At 41.9% G+C, this 15,968-nt stretch carries 10 protein-coding genes; 9 read left to right on the top strand and 1 reads right to left on the bottom strand.

Translation table 11 applies throughout. The features are described 5' to 3' along the window. The first annotated feature begins 25 nt into the window (after window positions 1-25). From D2U88_RS17765 to D2U88_RS17735, 7 genes are all read left to right on the top strand, one after another. Window positions 26-1,357: a TolC family protein gene (locus tag D2U88_RS17765; RefSeq protein WP_119641897.1), complete on the top strand. Its 1,332-nt coding sequence runs from the start codon at window positions 26-28 to the stop codon at window positions 1,355-1,357. A 73-nt stretch (window positions 1,358-1,430) separates the two neighbouring features. Beyond that, window positions 1,431-2,498 carry an efflux RND transporter periplasmic adaptor subunit gene (locus D2U88_RS17760; protein ID WP_119641896.1) on the top strand — a complete coding sequence of 356 codons (1,068 nt, stop codon included), beginning with the start codon at window positions 1,431-1,433 and terminating at the stop codon, window positions 2,496-2,498. 83 nt (window positions 2,499-2,581) lie between these two features. Beyond that, entirely contained in the window at window positions 2,582-5,761 is a 3,180-nt protein-coding gene (locus D2U88_RS17755) for an efflux RND transporter permease subunit (protein ID WP_119641895.1), read from the top strand. A 31-nt stretch (window positions 5,762-5,792) separates the two neighbouring features. Beyond that, entirely contained in the window at window positions 5,793-6,341 is a 549-nt protein-coding gene (locus D2U88_RS17750; RefSeq protein ID WP_119641894.1) for an HdeD family acid-resistance protein, read from the top strand. 111 nt (window positions 6,342-6,452) lie between these two features. Further along, entirely contained in the window at window positions 6,453-7,922 is a 1,470-nt protein-coding gene (gene cls, locus D2U88_RS17745; RefSeq protein ID WP_119641893.1) for a cardiolipin synthase, read from the top strand. A gap of 62 nt (window positions 7,923-7,984) precedes the next feature. Next, window positions 7,985-10,996 (top strand): AsmA family protein, encoded by a 3,012-nt coding sequence (locus D2U88_RS17740; RefSeq protein ID WP_119641892.1) that lies wholly within the window; start codon window positions 7,985-7,987, stop codon window positions 10,994-10,996. An 822-nt stretch (window positions 10,997-11,818) separates the two neighbouring features. Further along, window positions 11,819-12,427 carry a glutaredoxin gene (locus D2U88_RS17735; protein WP_119641891.1) on the top strand — a complete coding sequence of 203 codons (609 nt, stop codon included), beginning with the start codon at window positions 11,819-11,821 and terminating at the stop codon, window positions 12,425-12,427. Between the two features lie 30 nt (window positions 12,428-12,457). On the opposite strand, the gene D2U88_RS17730 is transcribed toward D2U88_RS17735, so the two are convergent. Next, window positions 12,458-13,567: a hypothetical protein gene (locus D2U88_RS17730; protein WP_119641890.1), complete on the bottom strand. Its 1,110-nt coding sequence runs from the start codon at window positions 13,565-13,567 to the stop codon at window positions 12,458-12,460. 432 nt (window positions 13,568-13,999) lie between these two features. Between D2U88_RS17730 and D2U88_RS17725 the strand changes: the two genes are divergently transcribed. Together D2U88_RS17725 and D2U88_RS17715 are read left to right on the top strand one after the other, a co-directional pair. After that, entirely contained in the window at window positions 14,000-14,350 is a 351-nt protein-coding gene (locus tag D2U88_RS17725; protein ID WP_147378616.1) for a hypothetical protein, read from the top strand. Between the two features lie 1,102 nt (window positions 14,351-15,452). Then, entirely contained in the window at window positions 15,453-15,800 is a 348-nt protein-coding gene (locus tag D2U88_RS17715) for a plasmid mobilization protein (RefSeq protein WP_119638764.1), read from the top strand. The last annotated feature ends 168 nt before the right edge of the window (window positions 15,801-15,968 follow it).

Below are 15,968 nucleotides of genomic sequence, written 5' to 3'. Positions count from 1 at the left end.
GCACATGATGATAAAACAGTCACCCATGAAACTTTTTGTTCTTTTTATTTTGGTTCCCTTCCTTGCTTTTTCCCAGAAGGAGGAACTATCATTGAAAGCTGCGATTACCTATGCACTCCAGCATAAGGCCGATGCAAAAAAGGCACAGTTGCAAATTGAAAATGCGGAGTACCAAATCCAGGAAACCAGATCCCAATTGTTACCACAGATTTCAGGTAATGGAAATCTCACCAATAATCCGCTGTTACAGCAAAGCGCATTGCCCGGGGATCTGGTCGGGCAGCCAGGGACGACCATTTTGGCCACCTTTGGCCAGGAATGGGGCTCTTCCATAGGAGCAAAACTTACCCAGAATATTTTTAACCAAGCCGTTTTTACAGGATTAAGGGCCGCTAAGACCACTCGGGAGTTTTACCAGATCAATGCACAACTCACCAATGAGGAACTCATTCAAAAAGTGGCCGAAAACTATTATAACGTTTATATGGAACGAGAAAAGCTTAATGTGGTGGACAGCAGCATTATCAACACAAGTAAAGTACGTGACGTGCTTCAAGGTCAGTTTGACAATGGTCTGGCCAAAAAAATCGATGTGGACCGATTGGAGGTGAAACTTTCCAATTTAAGGGCCCAACGCCAGCAAGCGATAAATGCATTGGAAACCCAAGAAAACACGCTGAAGTTTTTTATGGGCATGCCAATTGAAAGCAAGGTGTATTTACCGGAATCGGAATTTGAGATTTCGACCATGGTCCAAGAGGATGAAATCGTAAACGTTGAAAACCTTACGGAATATCGACTCATGGAAGCGGAGAAACAATTGCTGACCTTTCAAAAGAAATCCATTCAGGCCGAGTATTACCCTACGCTTTCCTTGGATGGAAACTATAGCTACCAAGGGCTAGGAAATGATTTTCCAATTTTTGCGGATACTGGGAGTGATGCCAACTGGTTTGAGGTCGCATCCATTGGGGTTTCGATGAAAATACCCATATTCACTGGGTTTTCAACACGATCCAGGGTAAGACAGGCAGATATCGAGATCCAGACGGCATCAGAAAACATAAAGGATGCCAAACTATCCCTTGAATTGGATTTTCAAAACGCCAAAAGCAAACTTACCAATAATGCCATTACCATAAACAACCAGCGGGAAAATGCCATTTTGGCGCAAAGAGTGTTGGATGATACCTCCAACAATTACTACAATGGCCTTGCCAGTTTGACAGATCTATTGGATGCGCAAAACTCCTTGATAGAATCACAGAACAACCTGAGCCAGGCCATACTGGAATATAAACTTGCATCCATTCAGCTTTTAAAGGCGAAAGGACAATTAAACCAACTTTTAGACTAGTTTCTTTAAATAATAGCATACCACCAAGTAAGGTATTGTGTCATCCAAGTGAAAACATATTAAAGTAAAACCGATGAAAAAGACTTCCAAGATTGTCGTTCCTACCCTTGTTATTGTCATTGTTTTTGTGGCAATAGCATTTATTTTGAACAGTAATAAGAAAAAAAATGAAGCGGAAACCGCCATTGTTTCAAAAATGAACAACAGCGTAAATGTCCAAGTGGACACCGTAAAGCTATCGGCTCTAAATGTGGAATACACAAATAATGGATTGTTCGAGCCTTTTCAGGAATTGGAATTTTCCGCTGAACAATCCGGACGTGTTTCCAAGGTGTATGTAGAGGAAGGGGATGAAGTGAGGGTGGGACAGCCGTTGGCCATTGTAAAAACGGATCAGCTTTCAGTGGAGCTCGAAAATGCCAAGGCAGCCTTTCGGAATGCCCAGTCCAACAATGAACGCTACCAAAATGCCTTTAAAACCGGAGGGGTGACCAAACAGCAAGTAGATCAGGCCGCATTGGACCTTCAAAATGCGAAGGCCCAACTGGACCGTGCCAGCATACAATATGGTGATGCCACCATAAAAGCTACAATCAATGGAATGGTCAACAAGCGAAGCGTTGAACCAGGAACCGTGGTAAGTCCTGGAACTGCTCTTTTTGAATTGGTGGATGTCTCTCGCTTAAAGCTCAAATCTACGCTCAACGAGATCAATGTGGCCCATTTAAATAAGGGGGACACTGTTGTCATTACGGCTAGTGCCATTCCTGGAAGACAATTTACCGGTGTAATTGGATTCATAGCACCGAAAGCGGACAGTTCGTTAAATTTTCCGGTTGAAGTAGAGGTTTTGAACACTGAAAATTTCCCCTTAAAGGCAGGAATGTATGGCTCAATGAGTTTTAAAAGTTCCCAAAGTGAAAAGCTTACGGTCAACCGTAAGGCTTTTGTGGGAAGCGTTAGCAATTACCAAGTGTTTGTAATCCAGCCCGATAGTACTGTTGTTTTAAGAAAGGTGATTCCAGGTTTGGTTTCGGAAAAGAATGTGGAGGTGATAAATGGATTGAAGAAAGGGGAATTGGTCGTGGTCAGTGGTCAAATAAACCTGGAGGATGGAACAAAAGTGAGATCGGTCAATTGATACCGTTAAAAATGACCCGCCTATCCAGTATTAAGGAAGAATGGATAGTACCTGAAGAATTTCTAATTTGAAAACATAATCTAGTGAAAATAGCAGAAATTTCCATTAAACGCCCCAGTATTGTCATAGTACTGTTTACCATCTTACTATTGGGGGGAGCATTTAGTTATATGCAATTGGGATACGATCTTATTCCGAAATTTACCATTAACGTGGTTTCTGTAACGACCGTTTATCCCGGGGCATCGCCAAGTGAAGTGGAGAATACCGTGACCCGAAAAATAGAGGACGCTGTCTCCTCCATGGAGAATATCAAAAAGCTGGAATCAAAATCGTATGAAGGAGTTTCCACTGTGACCATCACCCTTACAACCGAAGCCGATGTCAATTATTCCCTCAATGATGCACAACGTAAAATAAATGCCATTTTAAAAGACCTCCCTGAAGATACGGATCCTCCCTCATTGGCCAAATTTTCATTGAGTGACTTACCGGTAATATCCATGGGTGCCACGGCAAACATGGACGACAATGAATTTTACGATTTAATGGATAAAAAGATCCAGCCCGTATTGTCCAGGGTAAATGGAGTGGCGCAGGTCAATCTAATTGGTGGCCAGGAAAGGGAGATCCAAGTGGCCCTGAACCCTGATCTTATGGAAGCCTACGATATTTCTGTTCCCATGGTACGGCAAGCCATAACAGGCTCCAACCTTGATTTTCCGACAGGAAATATAAAAACAAGGGAACAAACAATGATCGTTCGGCTTTCGGGCAAGTTCAAAACGGTGGAGGAATTGCGAAAGCTGGTCGTTTCCTCAAAGGAGGGTATCCAAATACGATTGAACGATATTGCCGAGATTGAAGATTCACAAAAGGATATAGAAAAAATTTCAAGAATCAATCAGTCCAATTCCATTCTGGTCCAGGTCGTGAAGCAGTCGGATGCCAATGCCGTGGCGGTCAGCGAGGGTATACGTGCGGAATTGGCCAAATTGGAAACCGATTATTCAAACATTGACCTAAAACTTGATGTGGTGAGCGATTCCACCGAGTTTACCATAGCCGCAGCGGATTCCGTGATATTTGACCTTTTCCTAGCGGTTGTTCTCGTGGCATTCGTAATGCTCTTCTTTCTACACAGTATCCGAAACTCATTGATCGTAATGGTCTCCATTCCCGCTTCATTGATCGCTACTTTTATCGGTATTTATTTAATGGGATATACCCTCAACCTGATGAGTTTGTTGGCGTTGTCCCTTGTGGTGGGTATTTTGGTGGATGATGCCATCGTGGTTCTGGAAAACATATACCGACACATGGAGATGGGGAAAAATCGAGTACGCGCTTCCTATGAGGCTACCAAGGAGATCGGGTTTACCGTAACTGCCATTACCCTGGTCATTGTGGTGGTTTTCCTTCCCATAGCCATGAGCAGTGGACTGGTGACCGATATCATCGCGGAATTTTGTATGACGGTTATCATCGCCACCCTTCTTTCCCTTTTGTCATCTTTTACCATTGTACCTTGGTTGTCTTCTCGGTATGGGAAATTGGAACATATTACGGGAAAGAATATGTTCGGTAAGGTGATTTTGGGATTCGAAAGAGGGCTTAATAGGTTTACGGACAAGGTAACGGCCATCTTAAAGTGGTCGTTGACCCATAAAGTTAAGACATTGGCCATTGTTGCCATACTCTTTATAGCTTCGGTGGCCTTATTGCCCATGGGCTATGTGGGGACAGATTTCTTCCCAAAAGCGGACCGGGGCCAGTTTTTGGTGCAATTGGAACTGCCAAAAGATGCCACAGTGGAACGCACCAATATAGTGACACGTGAGGTGGAAGAATATCTGGGCAATAAAAAGGAGATTGTGAGCATGGTGACCACTGTTGGGCAAAGTAGTGACGGTGGTGCAGGTGCTACCCAGGCCACAGTGTACAAATCGGAGATAGACGTAAAACTGAACAATAAAGATGAGCGCGAGGACAATTCCTATGTCTATGCCGCAAAGATAAAAAGGGAACTGGAAAATCTATTGGTGGATGTGAAAGTAAAAACCGTCCCCGTAGGACTCATTGGGACTGCTGAAGCAGCACCCTTGGCATTGGTGATCACGGGTAATACATTGGATAGTGCGATAGTCTTTGCCGAAAATGCTGCGGACCAACTCAAAGAAATCAATGGTGCCACCGGCGTAAAGCTGTCCATAGAGACCGGAAATCCAGAAATCATGGTTGAAGTGGATCGTGATAAAATGGCATTGCTGGGTCTTTCCCTGCAAGAGGTGGGGGCCACAATGCAACTTGCCCTGAGCGGGAATGATGACACCAAGTTTCGGGAGGGTAGTTATGAATATGACATCAACATCCGTTTTGGTGATGTGAGCAGGTCCAATATCAACGATGTCCGAAACATCTCATTCATAAACGATAGGAACGAAGAGATTAAGCTCTATCAGTTTGCGACCGTAGCGGAAAGTTCAGGGCCGAGTGTACTGGAGCGTAGGGACAAAAGTGCCTCTGTCACGGTACAGGGACAAAGTGTGGGCCGTCCGACGGGAACCATAGCAACGAAGTGGGAGGAACAGTTTTCAAAACTGGAAAGACCCCAAAGTGTCAATTATACCTGGGGCGGCGATATGGAAAACCAAAGTGAGGGCTTTGGTAGTTTGGGCTTTGGACTATTGGCGGCCATCATTTTGGTGTATTTGGTGATGGTGGGCCTTTACGATAGTTTTGTACATCCATTTGTAGTGTTGTTTTCCATCCCACTTTCCTTTATCGGTGCCTTACTGGCCTTGGCACTCACCAATAACTCATTGAATGTATTTACCATTTTGGGAATCATTATGTTGATTGGTCTGGTATGTAAAAATGCCATTCTTTTAGTGGATTTCACCAACCAAAGAAAACAGGAGGGGGAGAACACCTTCAATGCATTGATACAGGCCAACCATGCGCGGTTACGCCCTATATTGATGACAACTGTGGCCATGGTCATAGGTATGGTACCCATAGCCCTGGCTTCAGGTGCGGCGGCCGAATTGAACAACGGTCTGGCTTGGGTGATCATAGGGGGCTTATTGAGTTCACTGTTCTTGACACTTATCATTGTTCCCGTGGTATATGCCATATTTGACAGTTTGATAGACCGATTCCATAAAAATAAAGAGAAGAAAACCATCGATGAGTTGATGGTGGAGGATTATGAACCGAATAAATTGAGCGACGATGGATTTAATCCAGAGCACACCTTATAATCCTATCTGATCCAACCTTTAATGTATACTTATGTTACATATTTCCCCAAAAATTGAAGAAGGAACGAACCATTGGTGGTTATTCCTCATTTCAGGATTACTATTGTTTATCATTGGTTTTTTTGCAGTGACCCATCCCATTGAAAGCTATTTGGCATTCTCCTTAGTTTTCGCGGCAATGATCTTTTTGGGCGGTGTCATCCGTTTGATGTTTGCCATAAGTAATAAGGCCATGTTGACAAGCTGGAAACGGATTTTGGCTTTCGCCGTTCTAGAAGCAATAATAGGACTAATGTTGCTCTTATATCCTGGATTATCCGGGATGATGCTTTTGTTGATCGTCGGTTTTTATATTATGCTATCGGGAGGTGCACTCATTCAATTGGGTATGCATCTTAACTCTTTTGGCAACAAAAGTTGGCACTGGATTTTGACAGGGGGTGTTTTGACAACTATATTTGGAATGCTTGTCGTTCTCAGTCCGATGGTGGGGATCACAACGGTTGTGGTTTGGATCGGATTTGGATTTTTTCTATTGGCCGTTTTTAATATCATTTTGGCCTTAAACCTCCGTCATTGATAAGGAAAATTGGACCGGATGACTTTTTGGGAATAGCCTGAAAATGGGCCAGATCTGTTGGTTTATTTGTTAGCCATACCTTGGGTCCTCGTTCTAAAATTGATAGTAGCTATGGAGTTTGGTCAAACAGAGTGGGTTTTAGGGGTTCAGTTGGCATACGTTGTCGGCATTATATCGATATGCCTGATCGTGATCTTCGATACGCGATCAGTCAGTAAAACCCTGGCTTATCTTCTCCTGGTGATTTTTGTTCCCATTGCCGGCGCCATTTTTTATTTCTCCTTTGGCATAAATTATAGGAAACGTAAAATTTACAGCAAAAAACTCATCGCTGATGGAATATTGGCCCAAGAAGCTAGTGAAAAACTGAAGGCGTCCAATCATAAATTATTCAGTTCTGGTAACTTGTCCATCGACCAAAATAGGGAAATGATCCAATTGCTTTCCAACAAAAAAGCAGGTGGAAATCCCATATTGCCAAACAATGAAGTGGAGATTTTGCTAAATGGGGAAGCGTTCTTTCCCTTGTTGATGGAAGAACTGAAAAAAGCAAAACACCACATCCATATTCAATATTACATCTATGAAAACGATACTATTGGAAACCAACTCAAAGACCTGCTCATACGAAAAGCATCGGAAGGCGTTGTTGTCCGGTTCATATATGATGATTTTGGAAGCAAGAACATTCGTGGGAACATAGTTAAGGAATTAAACCGTTCAGGCGTTCGGGCAGTCCCTTTCAACAAAATAAAACTCCTTTTTTTGGCCAATAGGCTAAACTACCGCAATCATAGGAAAATTGTGGTCATCGACGGCAAGGTGGCGTTTACAGGCGGTATCAACGTTTGTGATAAATATATCAACAATGGAAAAAACGACTTGTTTTGGAGAGATACCAATGTTGTGATAAAGGGACCGGCCATTTTTGGACTGCAACAAGTGTTTTTGTCCGATTGGAATTTTTGCAGCAAAGAAAATCTGGGGATTGACAGGGAACTGTTCCCGATCATCCCCAATAATGCACAGGCAAATGCAGCCGTACAAGTCGTTTCAAATGGCCCCGATTCTGATTTGCCCAACATTTTATATGCCATCATCCAAGCCATTCAATTGGCCAAGAGGGAAGTACTCATTACTACACCTTATTACATACCGGATGGAAGCTTGCAGCAATCCCTGATCATTGCTGCTTTGAGTGGTGTCGATGTGAAATTGCTCGTGCCCAAAAAAGGGGATTCAAAATTGGTAAATAGGGCGACACAGGCTTATTTTGATGAATTGCTGGAGGCAGGTGTCAAAATCTATTTGTATGAAAAGGGATTTGTGCATGCCAAAACATTTGTGACCGATCGAAGATTGGCATCCATAGGAACAGCGAACCTGGACTTGAGGAGCTTTGACCTCAATTTTGAAGTGAATGCCATCATTTATGACGAAAAAACAGCAATCAAGCTTGCCGAGAGCTTCGATGATGATCTATTGGTATCAGAAGAAATAACATCCGAAAATTGGAACAACAGGCCTAGATTGAGGAAGTTGACAGAACGCTTGGTACGGTTGATTTCCCCTTTTTTATGACTATAAAGTATGGGGCAATAGATTCCCATAGCTATTTTTGAACCCCCAAATAAGTATTCAATATGACCAAAGAAACTGAACCTACAAAAAGAACCAAACCTTGGAAAAAATGGCTCAAAACAACATTGATCGTTGTTTTTGGTCTGCTGTTGGTCCTTGTTTTGGCCATTTCATTACTTATCAATTTTGTGTTCACACCTGAAAAGCTAACGCCCGAACTGGTCAATATCATCAATCGGAATATAGATGGGGAGTTTTATAGCCAAAGCACCGAACTCACCTTTTTCTCATCCTTTCCAAATTTTGGGGTGGCCATAAAAGAAGGCAAACTCACATCTGCCGGGGACACCTTATTGCTGTTTGGTTCTTGCCATGCGGAATTCAATTTAAGAAAATTGCTGGCAAAGGAAATCATCGATATCAAAAGGGTCTCATTGGAGGAAGCATCCGTAAATGTGCACATTGACCAAAATGGCAAGCTGAATTGGGACATTTTATCAAAGGGGGAAGACACTGAAGAAGGCGGTGAATCGGAATTCAAAATAAACGAACTCCACATTAAAGGGCTCTATCTGGATAAAATAAAAATTGATTATGTCAATGAGACCACCAATGATGTGTTCAGTATAGATAATCTTTCCACTGCCTTTAAAATGAGTTATGACCAAGAGAGAATCGCCTGCCAATTGGATGCGGACATCCATAAAATAAAATTTGAAAAGGAAGGGTTTGTGCTGTTGGATAACACCAGGGCAGGAATCAACACAGAAATTGAGCTCTTACGAAAGGAGCACAAGCTCATTTTTACCAAAGGCGGCATTGTCATCAATGGAGTGGATTTGTTGGTCAATGGCTTTTTACAGCGGGACACCATTACCAACAAATTGGCCACGGATTTGGATCTTAGGCTAAAAGTACCCGATTTAAAATCGCTATTGGACCTGGTTCCTGAAAAGATTGTCCAAAAAGAAAAAATAGACGTCAAGGGCGAAGTGGATTTTGTGGCCATGGTCAAAGGATTTTATGGCAAAGAAGACTACCCACTTACAGAAGTCAGCGCCAGCATTCGCAACGGGAAATTTCAGTATGTGGATTATCCAGGTTCCATCAACCACATTGAAACGGATTTGAAAGCGAGACTCGATTTTAAGGATAAAACAAGTTCCCATTTTACCATTTCAAATCTCGATTTGAAGGGATTTGGAATTGCTTTGGATGGAAATTTAAATGTGGAAAACCTCATGTTGGATCCCGTTCTTAAAACGGCCTTAAAAGGTAATGTGGACATCACAAAACTCAATGAAGTGATTCCATTTAATCCGGAAATGACGGCCCAAGGCGTTGTGGATGTGGATATTGAAACATCTTTTAACGTCAATGGGATAAAGCAACAGGACATCAGTTCATTGCAATTGAAAGGAAGGGCAATCGTCAACGATATCAATATTGCCGTTCCAAAAGAAACATTGTCACTCAAAATAAAAGAACTTGATTTTGACAGTGCGTTCGAAAAACGTGAATTATTGACCGGACTGGTCAACATCGAGCAGTTGTTCTTGGAACGTACCGCAGACCGATATCTAAGTGCAGATAGTTTGACCATGGGTTTTAGGCTTGACAGAACGTTGCCAGAAAATTCAGAACTCACCGCAGACCTAAAAACGGGAACCATTGTCTTTCAAAGTGGAGCCGACAAGAAAGCATCTTTAAAGGGAGGTGATATATCGGTAATTCTCAAGAGCAATAGGACGGACAGGGCCAAAGCATCCTTAACATCCGATTTTAAGTTGGATAGTTTGGGTATTTATTTCCATAGACGCTTTGCTGGTATCAAAGGCGGAAAATATAAAATAAAATTACAGCGCGACAGTCAAAAAAAATGGACACCCAGGGGAGGTGTGCACTTCGATAAAATGGTGGGATACTCACCTACCATTGGAATGCCTTTGCGAATGGAAAATGCGACGCTTACCCTTAAGGAAAAATTACTGGAGCTTAGAAATACAAAAATAACCTTTGGCAAATCGGATGTGGTGCTTACGGGTTCCATCGACAATGTGGGAGGACTGTTATCCGAAGAATTCAAAGATGAAAAGGTCACGGCACGACTCAGTTTAAAATCAGGATTGATTGACGCCAATGAACTGATGGCAACCTTCAATAATGTATCCGAAAAAATGGAGAAAGGCAAAAAGGAGGAAGACGTGGCCACGCCCGAGGATATTTTAAATCAACCACCGCCCACGACCACGGAAGAAAAAAGAGTGGTGGAAATCCCAAAGAATATTGATTTTGAATTTGACAGTAATATCCGAAAACTCAAATTTGGGACAATGGGGATGGATGATATTCAGGGCAATTTTATTATAAAAGATGGTAAAGTGCAACTTTCCAACACGAAGATGAAAACCTTGGCAGCTGAATTGTCCACCAATCTGACGTACATTTATCTTACTGAAAAAGAGGCCGATGTGCATTTTGAATTAAACCTTGACAAGGTGGAAATGTCCCGTTTGTCTGAAATGCTTCCCGTGTTGGATTCACTGTTCCCTATGACAAAATCTTTTGAAGGTCTGGTAGATTTCAGAATTAAGGGTATAGCAAAACTGGATGAACGGATGGAACTAAAAACGCCATCGATCAAGGGAATTGCCGCCATACAAGCAAGTGACATCATGGTATTTGATAGTGAAACATTTCGCGAGCTTGCCAAAACATTCATGTTCAAGTCAAAAGAAAAAAACCCCATAGAATCTTTAAATGTTGAAATGATTATCAGCGACAGTAAATTGGAACTATTGCCGTCCTTTTTGGCCATAGACCGCTATGAACTGGCTGTAGGAGGCATTCAGAAAATGGATATGAGTTATGACTATCATATTTCCGTCCTCAAATCGCCCATTCCATTTAAAACTGGCGTCGATGTCACTGGAAATGACTTTGATGATTACAACATCAATCTGTCCAAAGCCAAATACAAATTTTATTTTACTGATAAAGCACGCTTACAGAAAAAGGCCGACAGTAGCGTGATCAAGAAAAAAGCGGCGGTCTTAAAATTCCTTGATTTTTAGTATTAGCAATATAGTTGATAATGACCAATCCCTTCTTGAAGGATGTCAAATTATGATTAGAATAGTATGGAATGTATTTTTTGATTTGTTTTATGTTCGACCGAAAGAAAAGGAATACAGCCCATACCTAAATTATTTGTAAATACATCAAAATCAACAACCGTTTCAGTAGAAGAAGCTGTAATTTTGATTTGACCATTGATTTACCTAAAAATATGGGAGAAATAATTGAAGTGTCATTTGATTTTGACGGTTCGGGCAACTTTCAAGAAAGATGTTTCTGGCATTTTATCAACTCAAATAAAACATACATTTAAATTCGAAGGAACTCATTTTGTTATTGTAAAAGTGACATCGCAAAGAAATGGTAATAATCAAACATCCTTTACTAGAATTCACAATTTTGATAAGAACAGAGTAATAGTTTTTTGATTGCTCCAATAATTTGGTGAGTCAGTTGCGGGAAGACCCAGTTAGCGAAGAAAGGACCATAGAGGTGATTGTATTCATTATGACTGGATGAGCCGGATGGTTGACACCACCGAAAACGGAAAATATGAGTCACCTCATGTTTGGTTTTAGTGATTTGAAAATTAAGTCTTTGTTTTAGTCTATTGGATGCTCAATTTTATCCGGCGTGGGTGGTTCACTTTCACCGGCTCATACAATAAAGGAGGCTATGTAGGTGACGGGGCGCCCTATTTTTATGATGGAAGGAAGTTTACAGTTTGGTAACTGTGGGCGGAATTGATTTTTTAGTACTTTACCATAGTGCTTTATCAAGCAACCAAATTGTGTCAACCTTACTCAAACCAAACCAATATGAAAATCTTTTTTGTCCACTTTGTTTTTCTGATGTCCGGTCTTTTGTCCTTCTCACAGGTCGCCGTTGAGATTCTTGAAGAGGAGACCGCGGACCATGTGGTGTTCAAGGCAAGGAATACCTTGGACGAACCTGTGGAGATCACCTTTGAACTCAGCGATGTCAGGGGACTGGAACACGATGGCCAGCCCATTGTAAAGCTCGTGGAGCCACAAAAGACCCTATTGGTTGCCGAGCTGAAAAAGAATGGAGGTCCCATAAGCTATGCATACGGTTACAACCAGGTCCTTATGCCCGCCAAGCTCTATGACCCCGAGGATTTCAAAAAGTTTGAACAGGGCATAGTGGTCTTTAGCAGGGATGGCTGTACGCGATGTGCCTATGCGACGGATTATCTAATGCAGAACAAGGTGGACTTTACCCTGCTCAATTTTACCCAACATCCTGAATATGGCGCCTATATGTGGGACAAGCTCAGGGAACAAGGGACCATTGGTAACCAGGTGGGGACTCCCGTGATCATGGTGAACGGTCGATTGAGCCATTCCCATGAGAACCTGAAACAGTTTGTCAAGACATTGAAACAATCCCCACAGGGCGGCAAATGACCCTGTTGGGATTCCATCCTATTTCCAAACTTATGATCTGATCACATGGATTTCAAGGGAGCTTTCATCGCTGCCTATGGGATTTCTATAGAGAGTATTGAGCACATTCCAAAAGTTATCATTGATCTCAAAATCACCAGTTATCCCAAAATCGCCATATCCATCAAAGTTGGAGCCTAGGCCCAAGGCATAGCCCAGTTTGTTGACGATCATTTCTATTTCGTCCTCGTCATCACTGAATTGGCACTCCATGGTATCCAAACGAACCAAAATGAGCCCATTGATGCGACCTGCAGCATCATAATAGCCTGTTTCGATGGTTTCACCTTGAATCATAAAGTAGCCACTTTCGGCACCTGACACAGTTGCCCCAATGGCATGGCCATCCTCATTGTAAAGGGGATCGGAGTATAGCCAAGTACAAATGGCGTTGCCGTCCCCATCTAACATCAATCGATCTTCTTCCAACAAAATGCCGACAACAACATCTTCATCATTAAAAATGTAAGGTGTGCCGTCCAGAACGCTGCCCACAACATTGCCTTCGCCGTCAAAGGCCTGTCCCAATACAGGGTAGTCATATCCAATGACATTTTCATCTTCATCATATTCAAGCTCAATATCCTCGTAGAAATACTCCTGTTCAAATTGGAACGATACACCGCCACAACCATAACTGTTGTCAAAAGAATAACCAAAAGGATCGGTTTCCTCTTCTGCGGCAAAAATTATACCCCGTTCAATGTTTTCATCAGCTGTGTTGGCGATACTGGTCCGATCGAAAAGGGTCAATCCCAATCTTTCCTCAATGAGGTCAAGTGATTCGGGAACCAATGGGAGTCCATTGATCTTTACCGGTATTGGGCCTTGGTTGCCGATATCCCATCTTTTTAGCTTACCATCGGTCAAACTGACCAAGTCGCACCCATTGTCATTATCGGGTACACTGTTCCAAGGGAATGCGTCCGAATTAAGGTTGGTGCTACGGAGATTGGTCAAGATACCTGAGTCATCCACTATGGGACCGCCGCTACCACCATTGTCGTCATCGCTTCCATTTTCATTGTCACCGCTGCTACTACAGGAGGCAAAAGAGAACAACAACACAGATAGAATCAGGATAGAATGCTTTTTTTTCATTGGTTTGGAGGATTTATGCTTTTAAAATTAGGTAAATCTATAAAGGCAATGGAGAAGAGCCATTAAGGAATTGTTTAAGTATTGTTATTTTTGAACACTGTATAAAAAAGCAGTGTACCACTTGGCAAATTCATCGATCACCTGTCTATTTATTGCAATATTGATATGCCAAGATCATTGCAACTGGTTGAACTGACAGTCATTTCAGCTTTATCGTTGGTTCATGGGAATGGATGAGCCGGATGGTTGAGACCACCGAAAACGGAAAATGTGAGCCATCCCATATTTGGTTTTAGTGATTTGAAAATCAAGTCTTTATGTTGATCTATTGTGTGCTCAATTTTATCCGGCGAAGGTGGTACACTATATCCGTTTTTAGCATTTTAGGGAAAAAGTTCAATAAAACGTTGGGTTAATTTAAGCTCGATTACTTTGTTAAAAAACAGCCTTTGGGTACGCACTATGGTTCTTGAAAAGCTTTGCTCAGTGAACAAGCCTTCAAATATTGTTATGGACGGTTTTCATTATGGGGTTTCGACAACCAAACTTTTGTTCCCTATTTTATCAAAGTCCGAACAGGAACATCCACGTGCATCTGGACATGTTCCAGACCCCAAAGATATTTTAAAAGTATTCGTTTCCAGTTGGTTTCTGCGGTTTCAGGATCGAGTTTCTAAAGATGGTGTTTGGTTTAAAATATCAACACTGGCACCCTTCGGGTGCTTTTTTGTGGATAGGGAGAAAGAAAAAAAGAGTGATATTTCTCCGTATCCCTTGTCTTAAAATCGAATAATCTCGATGTGTATCATAAAAGTGGGTGCAGGTACTACTGTCCAGGATCATTCCACCCACCTTTTGAAATTAGGATTACGGTGGTGTGGCCAGACACCCTATGTCTACTGACCTATAGTCGTAACTATTCCGCACATTGCAGACAAAAGAGACAATGCTATCCCTGTAGCAACGTCCCATGTTCCCCAATTCTGAATTATCCATTGATATATTGAAAGTCCACATGTCCAATTCAAAAACATCATTAGGATAGTACAACTGATTATAAATAAACAATTGTATATCTATAGGTTTGCACGATCGTACAAATGTACGATCACACAATTGTTTATTCATATATATGTTCATTTATCCATATACTAATGTGGACATACCTCTGTACAATGGAAATAAACATGGTCCTTTGCGAAATCCACCAAATGATCGAGTATACCAATCATCCAAACTGGACCAAGGGCACTGGTGTTTGGTCTGTCCATTACTTTACTGTCAACATTGCCCACTATGATATGGAACACCCTGCTCTTAGATGGGTCATATCTTAGGGTCCATGGTGCGTTAAAGGTTTTTGAGCTCTCTGATCGGCTGATTTTGACAATTCCGTGGGGCAAGTCTTTTTGTATCAGTATGCCAAGCCACGGTTTTGGACAACGAGCAATTTTCATGTACCATTTCATCCCATTTGTATTTTTCTCCCTCACCATTTTTGGTCCATACGGGCATTAAGATCGTCTCGGACGAAACAAACATGATGGCCCCATGGTCAATCTATTCCTCCATTTGGTAGATCAAAACTAAAACCAGCACATCGGACCAATATGGCAAAACCTTTTAGATGTTCTTGTATAAGCATTTCCTATCGATGGAAATCCCTTGGTCCGTTTTCTTTAGATTTCTGATCTTCCCTTCCGAAAACACTCCTCTGATTTACCGTACAAAAAGCTATGTACGTCAAAACCCTTGCAAATAATCCATAGGCCATAGGTTTGTGATATAGTTGATCGGAGGTCACGGAGCAAGTTGTGTTTTTGTAAACAAAAACTGCGCACTTCGTTTACAAGTGACCTTTTGAACAATACCAAATTCATGGAAAATGGCAAGACCTAGAAAGGACATATCAAAACAAAGGACGATTGTCATCGCCTTCAGGGTTTCACAAAGCGAATACTTGATCATTACCAAAAATGCGGAGACAATCGGATTGTCCACGGCCGAATATATCCGGAGAAAATGTACTGGAAAATCCCTGCCGACCAAAAAGGTAAATCCAATGGACCGGAAACTTTTTGTCGAGCTGAGCAGGGTGGGAAACAACCTGAACCAGCTTGCCAGGGTCTCGAACTCAGGTATCCGTGCCCCGTTCAGTATATCCAAACAATTGGGGGAGGTAAAAATGTTGTTGCAACAGCTCAAATCAAATATCTCGAACAATGATAGGTAAGATAACTATAGGAAAAGATTTCTATGGTGTTCTGGTCTACAATGAAAAAAAGGTAAACGGAGGAATAGGATATGTCATCGATTCCAATATAGAGCATTCCACAGCGGTAAACATGACACAGGAATTCAATTTGATCAGGCAATTGCGTCCGGGACTTGGGAATGCGGT

The organism is Flagellimonas aequoris (assembly GCF_003584165.1).
In the GTDB taxonomy this organism is placed as follows: Bacteria; Bacteroidota; Bacteroidia; order Flavobacteriales; family Flavobacteriaceae; genus Flagellimonas; species Flagellimonas aequoris.
The sequence above is the reverse complement of the archived record's forward strand: the minus strand, read 5'-3'. Positions and strand labels throughout refer to the sequence as shown.

Coding starts and splice junctions, on each gene's coding strand:
- D2U88_RS17715 (WP_119638764.1), top strand. CDS start 15,453: ATGGCAAGACCTAGAAAGGACATATCAAAACAAAGGACGATTGTCATC.
- D2U88_RS17750 (WP_119641894.1), top strand. CDS start 5,793: ATGTTACATATTTCCCCAAAAATTGAAGAAGGAACGAACCATTGGTGG.
- D2U88_RS17760 (WP_119641896.1), top strand. CDS start 1,431: ATGAAAAAGACTTCCAAGATTGTCGTTCCTACCCTTGTTATTGTCATT.
- cls (WP_119641893.1), top strand. CDS start 6,453: ATGGAGTTTGGTCAAACAGAGTGGGTTTTAGGGGTTCAGTTGGCATAC.
- D2U88_RS17735 (WP_119641891.1), top strand. CDS start 11,819: ATGAAAATCTTTTTTGTCCACTTTGTTTTTCTGATGTCCGGTCTTTTG.
- D2U88_RS17730 (WP_119641890.1), bottom strand. CDS start 13,567: ATGAAAAAAAAGCATTCTATCCTGATTCTATCTGTGTTGTTGTTCTCT.
- D2U88_RS17740 (WP_119641892.1), top strand. CDS start 7,985: ATGACCAAAGAAACTGAACCTACAAAAAGAACCAAACCTTGGAAAAAA.
- D2U88_RS17765 (WP_119641897.1), top strand. CDS start 26: ATGAAACTTTTTGTTCTTTTTATTTTGGTTCCCTTCCTTGCTTTTTCC.